Below are 12282 nucleotides of genomic sequence, written 5' to 3' on the forward strand. Positions count from 1 at the left end.
TCGCCCGTAAACTCGGCCTCGTGGACACGACGCTTACGGACCCCCTGGTCGGGAAACTCCTCGACGGGCGTTACCGCGTTGAGTCCCGGATCGCCCGGGGCGGAATGGCGACCGTCTATCTGGCCCTGGACGTCCGGCTCGACCGCACGGTCGCCGTCAAGGTGATGCACCGCTCACTCGCCGAGGACCCCGCCTTCGTGCGGCGCTTCATCGGCGAGGCCAAGTCGGTGGCCAGCCTGTCGCACCCCAACGTGGTGCACGTGTTCGACCAGGGCACGGACGGCGACAACGTCTACCTCTCGATGGAGTACGTGCCGGGGCGGACCCTGCGCGACGTGCTCCGCGCCCGGGGCAGGCTGCCCGCCCGCGAGGCGCTGGAAGTCATGATCCCGGTCCTCGCCGCGCTGGGCGCCGCCCACCAGTCCGGCCTGATCCATCGCGACGTCAAGCCGGAGAACGTACTGCTCGCCGACGACGGCCGGGTCAAGGTCGTCGACTTCGGCCTGGCCCGCGCGATCGAGGCGAGCAACCAGACGCGCACGGGTGTCATGATCGGCACCATCGGCTACATGTCGCCCGAGCAGGTGACCTCCGGGGCCGCCGACGCCCGCAGCGACGTCTACGCGGCCGGCATCATGCTGTTCGAGCTCCTGACCGGCCGCCAGCCGTACGAGGGCGAGACCCCGATGTCGGTCGCCTACCGGCACGTGCACGACACGGTGCCGGTGCCCTCGGCGCTGCTGCCCGGCTCTCCCCCGCTGCTCGACACCCTGGTGGCCAGGGCGACGTCCCGCGACCCCGCGAACCGCCCGGCGGACGCCACCGCGCTGCTGGTCGCCGCCGTCGAGGCGCACCGGATGCTGCCCAGGGAGAGCGGCCCGGTGCCGTCCGTCCCCGTCGGCCCGCCGCACGGCCACGAGATGGCGGCGCCCGCGCCTCCCGCCCCGGCCAACCACACGCTGATCCAGCCCCGCGCCGACCTGCTGACCGGCCCGGCCGCCGACCGCCACGTGGCCCCTCCCAAGGCGCGCAGGGGGTCCGCCGCCCGCTGGTTCCTGATCGGCCTGTCCGTGGTCATGGTGATCGCGGTGGGGGTGACCGGCTGGCTGTTCTCGCAGAACACCTCCATCGTGGTGCCCGCCACCCTGGTGGGCAAGAACGTCGTGGCCGCCACCGGCGAGGCCAAGCAGCGCGGCTTCACGGTCGAGACGGGCAAGGCCGAGCACGACGAGAAGGCTCCCAAGGGGACCGTGCTGCGCACCGAGCCCGTGGCGGGCACCGAGGCCGAGCCGGGGAGCAAGCTGATCCTCATCGCCTCGGCCGGCCCCAAGCGGGTGGCGGTGCCCAACGTGGTGGGCATGACCGACCCGCAGGCCAGGAGCGAGCTGGCCAAGTTCTCCCTCCGCGTCGACGACGTCAGGAAGCAGCCCAGCGAGACCGTGCCGCGCGGCCAGGTGATGCGGACCGTCCCCGCCGTGGGAAACCCGGTCAAGGAGAACAGCAAGGTCGACCTGATCGTGAGCGCGGGCCTGGTCATGCCGGACGTCAGGGGCATGCCCCGCGACCAGGCCGACGGGGTGCTGCGCGGGGCCGGGTTCACTCCCGAGTTCGTCGAGCAGACCGACTCCGCCCAGCCGTGCACCGTCATCGCCCAGGACCCGCAGCCCAAGGCCGAGATCGACAAGGGCGCCGTGGTCCGGCTGACCCTGTCGCAGTGCGGCGGCGAATGGCACTGGCCCTGGGAGCGCGAGGGCGAGATCCCGCCCGGCGACAACGGCGGCAACATCGTGGTGGTCCCGAACATCGTGTTCAAGGACTACCGGGCGGCGCGAGACGAGCTTCGCGCCGCGGGGGTCACGGTGAAGATGAGGCGCACCCTGGGCAAGGGCAGGGTCCTGGCCCAGATCCCGGCGGGCGGCCAGGCGGTCCCGCCCGGCACCGAGGTCACCATCTGGTACTGACCTCGGTGCCGGGACGAGGTCAGCCCTCGGTGAGGAAACCGTGCAGGCGGACCCGGGCCAGGCCGCCGTCGGGGTAGATGTCCACCCTGGCGTACGTGGCCGCGGGCGCGTCCCGGATGCGGAAGCGGTGCCGGGTGTCGGGCAGCAGGCGGGTCCTGGGCAGCAGCGGGAACCAGGTGGCGCCGTCCGCGGTGCCCGTGACGGAGACCTCCGCGGGGGCGTTGAACACCAGGTTGGTGGTGTCGATCTCGGCGAGGCCGACGACGCCGGAGCCCGCCAGGCGGATCACCAGCCAGTCGTTGCCGCCGTTGCGGCGGCGGGCGGTCTCCCAGCCCTCGGCCTGGTGGCGGGCGAGGCCGGGTGAGATGGCGTTGTTGGGCGAGGAGTAGAACTCGTTGGAGCAGGCGGTGACGAGCGCGCCGTTCTCCAGGGCGGCCAGGTCCAGGCCGAGCCCCTCGTACAGGGACAGGTCGGGCCTGATCTCGCCGTGCACCCGCAGGCGGGCGATGCCCCCGTCGGGGAACATGTTCAGCCGCACGTGCGTGTGGCGGCGCTCGCCGGACACCGCGAAGAAGTGCTCGGCGTCCCCCTTGAGGCCGCTCCTGGGAACGATCTCCACCCAGTCGGCCGCCTCCAGCTCGGCGACCGTCGGGTAGCCCTCGACCTCGGTGGCCTCGACGGAGGCGTACGGCGGGTAGTTGCCCTTGAACCAGGCGGTGTCGATCACGACGCCCCTGACCACCCCGGGCATGCCGAGCCTGACCAGGGCCCAGTCGTGGCCCGGCTCCCGGCGCCTGCGGGTCTCCCAGCCGTCGTAGACCTGGCCCTTGGCCCCGAAGGTGTGCGGCAGGAAGCCGGGGCGGCCCGGCCTGATGAGGCTCTCCCTCTCGGCGAAGGACTCGTCGTTGGCCGCGACGACCGAGCCGCCGAGGGTGCGCAGGGCGAGGTCGGGCAGTGCGGTGAATTCGGGCACGGAGAGAACCTTTCTCGCGGGGAACCGGCCCGGCGGCCGGAGCGGTTCCGCTCCCCGCCGAGGGCGTTCCACGGACCGGGGTCATTCCGGCGGAGGTCGTTGTGGCTTGGTCGTCCGAGCCGGAACGTCCGGCCAGGACCGTTTCAGAGGAGGGTGCCCCGGGGATCCTTCCCCACGGCCCGGCCGCGCAGCCACGTCGTGCGGACCTCTCCCACCAGCGTCCTGCCGTGGTAGGGCGTGACCGGGTTCCTGTGGTGCAGGGCGGAGACGTCCACGGTGTGGACGGCTTCGGCGTCGAAGGCGACCAGGTCGGCGTCCGCGCCCACGGCGATGGCACCCTTGCCGCGCAGCCCGGCCAGCGCGGCCGGGTGTTCCGCCATCCAGCGCACGACGTCGCCCAGCCCGTGCCCGCGCCGTGCCGCCTCGGTCCAGACGGCGGTCAGGCCGAGCTGCAGGGAGGAGATCCCGCCCCAGGCGGCGGCGAAGTCGGGCACCTTCAGGTCGGGGGTGGACGGCGAGTGGTCGGAGACGACGCAGTGGAGCACCCCGTCGGCGAGACCGCGCCAGAGCTCGTCGCGGTTGGCCGAGGAGCGGATCGGCGGGCAGCATTTGAACTGGGTGGCGCCCTCGGGCACCTCCTCGGCCACCAGCGTGAGGTAGTGCGGGCAGGTCTCCGCGGTGAGCCTGACCCCCTCCCGCCGGGCCTTCGCCAGCGGTTCCAGGCAGAGCGCGGACGACACGTGCAGGATGTGCGCCCTCACCCCGGTCTCCCCCGCCAGGGCGGCGACCCGCTCGACGGCGCGGCGCTCGGCCTCTCCCGGCCGGGAGTCGAGGAACTCCGGGTATCCCGGCCCCTCGGGGTCGGCGAGCAGTGCGGGGTCCTCCGCGTGGACGACCAGCAGGCCGTCGAAGGAGGCGATCTCCACCATGGCGGCCCGCAGCCCGTCCGCGTCCAGGGGCGGGAACTCGTCCACGCCCGACGGGGACAGGAAGCACTTGAACCCGCGCACGCCCGCCTCGTGCAGCGGCCGCAGGTCCCCGGTGTTGCCGGGGATCGCCCCGCCCCAGAAGGCGACGTCCACCGCGCACTGCCCGTCCGCGGCCCTCCTCTTCACGGCCAGGGCGTCCGCGTTCACGGTCGGCGGCAGCGAGTTGAGCGGCATGTCCACGATCGTGGTCACCCCGCCCGCCGCGGCCGCCCGGGTGGCGGAGGCGAAACCCTCCCAGTGGGTGCGGCCGGGCTCGTTGACGTGCACGTGGGTGTCGACCAGTCCGGGCAGCAGCGCGACGCCGCCGAGGTCGACCCGCTCGACGGCGTCGAGCTCGGCGTCGTGGGCGTGCACCCCGACGATCCTCCCGTCCCGTACGGAGACCGCCGCCGGTCCCTCTCCTTCGGGCAGCACGGCCCTGCGGGACCGGATGACCAGGTCCGGCACCTCTTCAACCCCTGCGCTCATCGGCTCTCCGTTCCTTCCCGCCTGTCAGAGGTGCCTTTCCGCGACCCTGCGGGCGAGCCGCTCCAGCAGCGGGCCCGCCTGGGACATGCACACGGCGGGGTCGGGCTCGATGTCGGTGAGCGCGTAGGCGGCCGTGATGCCCGCCGCGTTCAGCTCCTCGTCGCCGAGGCTGCGGCGCCCGCAGACCGCGACGACCGGGACCCCCGCCTTGGCCGCGGCGCTCGCGACCCCGGCGGGGGCCTTGCCGCGCAGCGTCTGCTCGTCGAGCGAGCCCTCGCCGGTGATGACGAGGCGCGCGCCCTCGAGCCGGTCGCGGAAGCCGAGCAGCTCCAGGAGATAGTCGATGCCGGGACGGAAGTCGGCCGCCAGGAAGGCCAGCGCGGCGAAGCCCACTCCCCCCGCGGCGCCCGCGCCCGGCCGCCCCGCCACGCCCATCGAGCGGACGACACCGTCGTGCTCGATGGCCCCGACCAGGCCGTGGGTGTGCGCGGCGACGGCGGCGAGCCGGGCGAGGGACCGGTCGAGCAGTTTCACGTCGTCGGGGCTCGCGCCCTTCTGCGGTCCGTACACGGCGGCGGCGCCGTGCGGGCCGAGCAGCGGGTTGTCCACGTCACCCGCGACGACGAACTCGACGTCGCCGATCGCGAGGAGTCCGGATGTGTCGATCCTCTCCAGGTCGCGGAGGGCCGCGCCCCCGAAGGGGAGTTCCCGTCCCTCGGCGTCCAGGAAGCGGACGCCGAGCGCCCGCATCATGCCCGTGCCGCCGTCGGTGCAGGCGCTGCCGCCGAGGCCGAGCACGACCCGCCGGGCCCCGCGCCGTACGGCGTGGGCGATCAGCTCGCCGGTGCCGTGGCTGGTCGCGGTGAGCGGGGCCAGCTCGACGCCCTCGTGCGCGGGGGATCCCGCCGGGGTGGCGGGCCCGGAGGCGACCGGCAGCCGCCGCAGGCCGGACGCCTCGGCCAGCTCGACGACCGCCGTCGGCACGTCCTGCCCCGGGAGGGCGCCCTGGGGTGAGGAGGCGTCGCGCCAGGCGTAGGAGGCGAGGACCGGTTCGCCGACGGGCCCGGTGACCTCGACCTCGACGCGGGTGAACCCGCAGGCCACGACCGCGTCCACGGTGCCGTCACCGCCGTCGGCCACCGGCAGCGCGACCGTGGCGACGCCGGGCCCGAGGCCCGCCGCGACCCACGCGGCGACCTCGGCGCCGGTCAGCGAGCCCTTGAACTTGTCCGGGGCGATCACGACGTGTCCCGACGACTCAGACAACCCTGCTCCCTGGTGACGGATGGGGGGCACGCGTCCCCGGCCGGTACGAGCGGACGGGAGGCGGATGCCGGAACCCGATGAGACGGATGACCATCATCACATCCGGCCCCGCACGCCCTCGACGCCCGGTCCCCCCGGCGAGCGGGCCGGGCCACCGCTCATCCGCCGACCTCCTTGGCCGCCGTGAAGCCCTGCTCCTCCGCCAGGCGCATGAGGCGGCGGTGCGCCTCGCCTCCCGCGCGGCCGAGCTCGTCCTGGGCGACGGTACGCAGCTCGTCGTCCTCGACGACGGTCCGGCCGCCGACCAGCAGCCGGGCCAGCGGGGGCTGCCGGGTGCCGAAGACCAGGGCGCAGACCGGGTCGGCGACCGCGGAGGCGAAGGCCCCGGTGCGCCAGAGGGCGATGTCGGCGAGCTTCCCGGCCTCCAGGGAGCCGAGTTCCTCCTGACGGCCCAGGTTCTTCGCCCCTCCGAGGGTGGCGATCTCCAGGGCCTGCCGGGCGGTGAGCGCGGTGGGCCCGTACCTGGCCCGCTGGAACAGCAGGGCCTGCCGCATCTCGCCGGAGAGGGAGGTCAGCTCGGCCGAGGCGCTGCCGTCCACCCCCAGCCCGACGTTCGCGCCCCGGTGGAGCATCTCGGAGACGCGGGCGATCCCGGCGCCGAGGCGGCCGTTGGAGCTGGGACAGTGCGCCGAACCCGTACCGGTCTGGGCGAAGACGTCGATGTCCTCGTCGCTCAGGTGGACGGCGTGGGCGAACCACACGTCCGGGCCGAGCCAGCCGAGTTTCTCCATGTAGCCGACCGGGCGCTGCCCGACCTGCCGCAGGCAGTGCTCCTCCTCGTCGAGGGTCTCGGCGAGGTGGGTGTGCAGGCGCACGCCCTTGGACCTGGCCAGCGCGGCGGCCTCGGTCATCAGGTCGGCGCTGACGGAGAACGGCGAGCAGGGGGCGACCGCGACGCGGAGCATGGAGGAGAAGGACGAATCGTGATAGGTGTCGACGGCCTCGGCCGTCGCGTCGAGGATCTCGTCGAGCCGCTCGACCACGACGTCCGGCGGCAGGCCGCCCTGCGACCTCCCCCGGTCCATCGAGCCCCGGGCGGGGTGGAAGCGGAGGCCGACCTGCCTCGCCGCCTCGATCTCCGCGGCGAACAGGTCCCCGCGCCCCTTCGGGAAGATGTAGTGGTGGTCGCTGGAGGTGGTGCAGCCCGACAGGGCCAGGTAGCCCAGCCCCGCGCCCGCCGCGCCCCTGACGACCTCGGCGTCCATGGCGGCCCACACCTGGTAGAGCGCCGTCAGCCACTCGAACAGGGTGGCGTCCTGGGCGAGCCCCTGGGAGGCCCACTGGTAGAGGTGGTGGTGGGTGTTGACCAGGCCGGGGGTCGCGAGGCAGCCCGCGCCGTCGATCCTGGTCGCTCCCGGGACGTCCGGCGCGGGGCCCGCGCCCACGGCCACGATCCTGTCGCCCTCGACGTGGATGTGCCCCGAGGGGATCTCCTGGCCCACGACCGGGGCGATGTGGACGTTCTCGATCAGGATGGAACTCGCGTGGACGTTCTCGGCCAGGGGCGCGCTCACGAGGCCTCCGCCTTCCGCGCCGCCGCGAGGCGTACGGCGTCGAGGATCTTCTCGTAGCCGGTGCACCGGCACAGGTTGCCCGCCAGGGCCTCGCGGATCTCCGCGTCGGACGGCCGCGCGACCCGTTCGATCAGGTCGTGGGCCTGGACGAGGAGGCCGGGGGTGCAGAAGCCGCACTGGACGGCGCCGCACTCGACGAAGGCCTCCTGGATCGGGTCGAGCCGGTCGCCGTCGGCGAGCCCCTCGACGGTGCGGACCTGCCGGCCCTCGGCCTGCCCGGCCGCGACCAGGCACGCGCAGACGGGGATCCCGTCGAGGTAGACCGTGCAGGAGCCGCACTCGCCCTGCTCGCAGGCGTTCTTGGAACCCGGCAGGCCGACCCGCTCGCGCAGGACGTACAGGAGGCTCTCGCCCTCCCAGACGTCGTCGGCGGTCTCCCTGCGGCCGTTGACGGTGAAGGTGACGCGCATCATCCGGCCCTCCTCTCGAAATGTCCGGAGCGGAACTCGTTCCACGCCCAGGTGAGGGTGCGTCGCGCCATCACCGCGATGGCGTGGCGCCGGTAGCCGGCGGTGCCGCGCACGTCGTCGATCGGCGAGGCGGCCCCGGCGGCCAGCTCCCCGAAACGCGCGAGCACCGCGGGGTCGAGCCGCGCCTCCCAGTCGAGTTCGGCGGCGAGGAACTCCTCGGCGGCGACGGCGCGGCGGGGGGTCGGGGCGGCCGAGCCGATGCCGGTGCCGACCCGGCGCTCGCCGGGGTGGAGCGCGATCGCGAACGAGCAGACCGCGATCACCATGGCGTTGCGGGTGCCGACCTTGGAGAAGTACTGGGGGCCGCTCGCGGGGCTCATCCAGAACGCCCGGATCAGCTCGTCGGCCTCCAGCGCGCTGCGCTTGACCCCGAGGTAGAAGTCGGCGGCCGGGATCATCCGCACACCCCTGGCGGCGGACTCGACCTCGACGACCGCGTCCCCGGCCAGCAGCGGCGGGTGGCTGTCCCCCGCGGGCGAGGCCGCGCCGAGGTTGCCCCCCACGGTGCCCCGGTTGCGGATCTGCGGCGAGCCGACCGTGCGGGAGGCCTGGGCCAGGCCGGGCAGCCGGTCGCCCAGCTCGGCGATCAACCGCGCGTACGTCACGCCCGCGCCGACCCTGAGCCTGCCGTCGGGCTCCTCGCCCCACCCCGCGAGCTCGGCGACCCGGTTCAGGTCGAGCAGCGCGCCGGGCCGCCGCACGTCGAAGTTGAGCTCGACCATCATGTCGGTGCCGCCCTGGATGGGCACCGCCTCCGGCCGCTCCGCCTTGGCGGTCAGTGCCTCCGCCCACGTGGCGGGTCGCAGGAAATCCATGGTCGTCACTCCCAGGCGAAGCGGGCGTCGGGGGCGTCGTCGCGGAGCACACTGCCCTCGATCAGCCCGTAGGGACGGTCGGCCGCATAGAACACCTCGTTGGGGTTGTCCAGCCCGAACGGGGTGAGGTCGACCAGGAAGTGGTGCTTGTTCGGCATCGCCAGGCGCACCTCGCAGACCTCCGCGCGGGCGTTCAGGACCCGCTCTCCCATCGCGTAGAGCGTCTGCTGCAGCGACAGGCTGTAGGTCTCGGCGAACGCCCCGAGCAGGTGGCGGCGCACCTCGTCGTACGACTCCCCGTACGCCGTCCCCGACGGCGCCGCGCCGGGCAGGTGCCGCCAGCGGGCCGAGACGGCGGTGGCGAGGACGCGGTCCTTGGTGGGGAGGAGGGTGGTGTACTCGTCCTCGATGAAGCCGGAGAACTCCGAGTCGGTCGAGTTGAGCACCACCAGGTCCCTCAGCCCGGAGACCACGGTGGTGGTGCCGTCGCGGTCGTGGTGGACGGCGCAGGTGCGCGCCTCCCTGCCGGAGCGGACGAAGGAGTGCCGCCCGCCCTTCCCTGCGGCGTCCTCGGCCGCCGGGATACGGTCCCAGAAGTGCTCCTCGACCTCCACGCGGGCGTGGTGGACGGTGGGCTGCGACTCCACGTAGTGGCGGGCCAGCAGGATCGCGAAATCCTCGATCTCCGCCACGCCGTACTTCCTGGCGAAGGCGTACACGGTGTTCTTCTGCGTGTCGGTCGGCAGGACCGCGGCGTTGTCCCCGGTGAGGTGGACCGCCTCCATGTCTCCGGACAGCGCCGAGCCGACGGTGACGTCCTTGATGTGGTGGACGCCGCCGTCCCTGACGACGCGGACCAGGCGGGTCTCCGCCTTGCCGTAGCGGTTGGGGCCGAGAACGACGGGCATGCTAGCTCCCTCGGTACGTCGAGTAGGCGAACGGGCTGAGCAGCAGGGGCACGTGGTGGTGCTCCCGCGGGTCCGCCACCGTGAAGTCGATCGAGACCCGGGGGTAGAAGGCGTCCACGGCGCGGGCGGCGAAGTAGCCGCCGGTGTCGAAGACCAGGCGGTGGGCGCCCGCCCCGCAGGTCCATCCCGCGATCCGCCCGTCGGCGTCGGTGACACCCTCGGCGAGCACCTCTCCGTCCCTCTCCAGGCGTACGGCGACCCCCGCCGCGGGCCTGCCGAGGGCGGCGTCCAGTACGTGGGTGGACAGGCTCATACGGGACCTTTCCGAAGCGCGGGGAAGCCCACGGGGTGGCTTCCGGGGAGTGCGGGGCTCATGTGGCCCCGGGGGCGCCGGGCCCGCGTACGGCTCCCCGGGAGGCGGAGCTCATGACGGGGCGGCTCCCCGAGATGCCGGGCTCGTATGCGGTTCCCCGGGAGGCGGAGCTCATGATGGGGGCCTCGGGGGTGCCGGGCTCGCGTGCGGTCCTCCAGGACGCGGGGTCCATGATGGGACGGCCCCCGGGTGTCCGGGGCCGCGCGACGGCCCGCGCGGGGCTCACGAGGCGGCTCCCAGGAGTTTCGCCAGCCGCAGGCGGGTGATCTTCGCGAGTTCGGCCCTGACGACGTCCCGTTCGGCGTCCTCGTCGTTGCCGAGCCGCTCCGTGAGGCGGGCCAGCATCTCCTCGGCCGACAGGCCGGTGGCGCAGATCAGGTAGACGTGGCCGAATCGCCGCTCGTAGGCGCGGTTGCCCTCCGCCAGCCGGTCGAGGACCTCCCGCCCGGCCGTGCCGACCCCCGCCTGCTCCCCGCGTGACCAGGCCGCCTCCCTTGCCGAGTGTCCCGGAGGTTCCGGGGATTCCGGGGATTCCGGGTGGCCGGGCCGCCCGGAACCCGCCACCGGACCGCTCCCGCGGGACGGCTCGGCAGCCGGTGGCCGCTCCGTCGTGCGGGGCGGCTCGCCGATCCGGGGGTGGGCGGCCAGTGCCTCGCGGACGCCGGACCAGTCCAGGCCCCGCACGGCGGCCTCCGCCGCCTCGGCCAGCCGGTCGAGATCGGGGTAGGGGCGCAGCGCGGCCACCTCCCGGGCGAAGGCCCGGCAGGCGCAGCAGGCCAGCAGCCCGGCCTCGGCCTCCTCGGCGCCCAGCGCGTTGAACGCGGCCAGCCCCGGGACCGGCGGCGCGGAGTTCACGTTAGGCATGTGAGCAGTACACACACCGCCGGTGTGTGCGGTCCAGCGCCACGTACCGCAAACTGAGCCATGATTTGCCCCAGATTTTCGTAACATGCTCCAAACTCGCTGATTCTTATCGCCCGTTCGCCCCCGTGAGGTGCGGCCGAAAGCCCCGCGCGGACCCGAGATCCGGCCCGTCACCGCTCATCGGCCTCGACGGGACGGCCCTGGTGGCCCGCCGGATCACCGTCGAGCCGCCGCCGGCGGCCCACCCCGCCCCGCACGCCACGCGATCCCCTCCAGCCCCGGACGCCACCTGCCTTTCCGGAGCGGATCTGTCACGTTGCGCGACGGCCGGTGATAAGGAACGCCGATCGGCGGGGCCGGTGAACCGGCCCGGAGGGCGCCTAAAATGGTGGCACTATGACTTCACTCTCCCCCATCGGTGGGCACGTATCCGTCACCGGCGGCCTCGCCAAGGGCGGGCTGCGGTACGCCGCGGACATCGGCGCCGAGATGATCCAGGTGTTCGTCACCAACCCCCGCGGCTGGGCGCTCGCCGCGGGCAACCCCGCCCAGGACACCGAGCTGCGCGACTCGGGCACGCTGTCCTTCGTGCACGCCCCCTACCTCGTCAACATGGGCTCCCCCAGCCCCGAGACGCTGGAGAAGTCGGTGGCCACCGTGCGGCACAACCTGCTGCGCGGCCACGCGATCGGCGCGAAGGGAGTGGTCATCCACACCGGGTCGGCGGTGAGCCAGCCCCGTGACGCCGCCCTGCGCCAGTTGCACGAGCACCTCCTGCCGCTCCTGGAGGAGATCCCCGACGACGGGCCCGATCTGCTGCTGGAGCCGATGGCCGGGCAGGGCGGGGTGCTCTGCGCGACCGTCCAGAACCTGGAGCCCTACCTGGAGGCCCTCGACTGGCACCCGAAGGCGGGCGTCTGCTTCGACACCTGCCACGCCTTCTCCGCCGGTCACGACCTGTCGACCTCCGAGGGCGTCAAGGAGACCCTGGACGCCCTGCACACGATCGCCCCGGGGCGGCTCAAGCTGATCCACGCCAACGACTCCAAGGACGTCTGCGGCTCCAGGAAGGACCGGCACGAGAACATCGGTGCCGGCCACATCGGCGCCGCCCCCTTCGCCGAGATGTTGCGCCACCCCGTGGCGGCGGGGGTGCCGTTCTGCATCGAGACGCCGGGCGGCGCCGAGAAGCACCGCGAGGACATCGACGCGCTCAAGAAGCTCCGCGACACCTGACGTGGCGGCCGGCCGCCTTCCGGTGCCCGCCGGCCGGAAAGGCCCGCGTCACCGGCATTCACGAGATCGGACGGGACGCCCGTCCTCGTGATCCGACCGCCCCCGTGTGGCCGGATCACGGTCCGGCCCGCTGGCTAACGCGGGCGTCCCGTCACATCGGAGATCGGCGGCCCCTCCCCTTCCGGCCAAGGACCCGGCGGCCGAGTGACCGGCTGTCGTCGGCTCCCGACGGTCACCCGGCGTCCGCGCATCAGGCCTTGTGCGAGCCTTCCGGCTCTGTCCCCCCTGACGCGGCGGGTCTCGCTCTCCGATGAGGGAACACTAG

At 73.6% G+C, this 12282-nt stretch carries 11 protein-coding genes; 2 read left to right on the forward strand and 9 right to left on the reverse strand.

Features of this window, described 5'->3' with window-relative positions; translation table 11 throughout:
• Nucleotides 1-20 precede the first annotated feature (20 nt).
• A complete protein-coding gene (gene pknB / locus ACSDR0_RS05955; protein ID WP_435287710.1) occupies nucleotides 21-1961 on the forward strand; it encodes a Stk1 family PASTA domain-containing Ser/Thr kinase in 1941 nt (646 codons plus the stop codon).
• Between the two features lie 19 nt (nucleotides 1962-1980).
• On the opposite strand, the gene alc is transcribed toward pknB, so the two are convergent.
• The 9 genes from alc to ACSDR0_RS06000 form a co-directional block, all read right to left on the reverse strand.
• Complete coding sequence (alc, locus tag ACSDR0_RS05960) at nucleotides 1981-2934, reverse strand: allantoicase (RefSeq protein ID WP_435287711.1); 954 nt, start codon at nucleotides 2932-2934, stop codon at nucleotides 1981-1983.
• A gap of 143 nt (nucleotides 2935-3077) precedes the next feature.
• Nucleotides 3078-4391 carry an allantoinase AllB gene (gene allB, locus ACSDR0_RS05965; protein ID WP_435287712.1) on the reverse strand — a complete coding sequence of 438 codons (1314 nt, stop codon included), beginning with the start codon at nucleotides 4389-4391 and terminating at the stop codon, nucleotides 3078-3080.
• A 24-nt stretch (nucleotides 4392-4415) separates the two neighbouring features.
• Nucleotides 4416-5657 carry a glycerate kinase gene (locus ACSDR0_RS05970; protein WP_435287713.1) on the reverse strand — a complete coding sequence of 414 codons (1242 nt, stop codon included), beginning with the start codon at nucleotides 5655-5657 and terminating at the stop codon, nucleotides 4416-4418.
• A gap of 158 nt (nucleotides 5658-5815) precedes the next feature.
• Nucleotides 5816-7231, reverse strand: a complete 1416-nt coding sequence (locus tag ACSDR0_RS05975) for an 8-oxoguanine deaminase (protein ID WP_435287714.1) — start codon at nucleotides 7229-7231, stop codon at nucleotides 5816-5818.
• On the reverse strand, nucleotides 7228-7701 hold the full coding sequence (locus ACSDR0_RS05980) for a (2Fe-2S)-binding protein (protein ID WP_435287874.1): 474 nt from the start codon (nucleotides 7699-7701) through the stop codon (nucleotides 7228-7230). Before ACSDR0_RS05980 ends, ACSDR0_RS05975 begins: the two co-directional genes overlap by 4 nt.
• Nucleotides 7701-8576, reverse strand: a complete 876-nt coding sequence (locus ACSDR0_RS05985) for an FAD binding domain-containing protein (protein ID WP_435287715.1) — start codon at nucleotides 8574-8576, stop codon at nucleotides 7701-7703. Before ACSDR0_RS05985 ends, ACSDR0_RS05980 begins: the two co-directional genes overlap by 1 nt.
• Before the next feature lie 5 nt (nucleotides 8577-8581).
• Nucleotides 8582-9484, reverse strand: a complete 903-nt coding sequence (gene pucL, locus ACSDR0_RS05990; protein ID WP_435287716.1) for a factor-independent urate hydroxylase — start codon at nucleotides 9482-9484, stop codon at nucleotides 8582-8584.
• 1 nt (nucleotide 9485) lies between these two features.
• Nucleotides 9486-9797 carry a hydroxyisourate hydrolase gene (uraH, locus tag ACSDR0_RS05995; protein ID WP_435287717.1) on the reverse strand — a complete coding sequence of 104 codons (312 nt, stop codon included), beginning with the start codon at nucleotides 9795-9797 and terminating at the stop codon, nucleotides 9486-9488.
• Nucleotides 9798-10079: 282 nt separating this feature from the next.
• Nucleotides 10080-10721 carry a 2-oxo-4-hydroxy-4-carboxy-5-ureidoimidazoline decarboxylase gene (locus tag ACSDR0_RS06000; RefSeq protein ID WP_435287718.1) on the reverse strand — a complete coding sequence of 214 codons (642 nt, stop codon included), beginning with the start codon at nucleotides 10719-10721 and terminating at the stop codon, nucleotides 10080-10082.
• Nucleotides 10722-11117: 396 nt separating this feature from the next.
• Between ACSDR0_RS06000 and ACSDR0_RS06005 the strand changes: the two genes are divergently transcribed.
• Nucleotides 11118-11957: a deoxyribonuclease IV gene (locus ACSDR0_RS06005; RefSeq protein ID WP_435287719.1), complete on the forward strand. Its 840-nt coding sequence runs from the start codon at nucleotides 11118-11120 to the stop codon at nucleotides 11955-11957.
• Nucleotides 11958-12282 lie beyond the last annotated feature (325 nt).

The organism is Streptosporangium sp. G11 (assembly GCF_051192615.1).
Lineage (GTDB): Bacteria > Actinomycetota > Actinomycetes > Streptosporangiales > Streptosporangiaceae > Streptosporangium.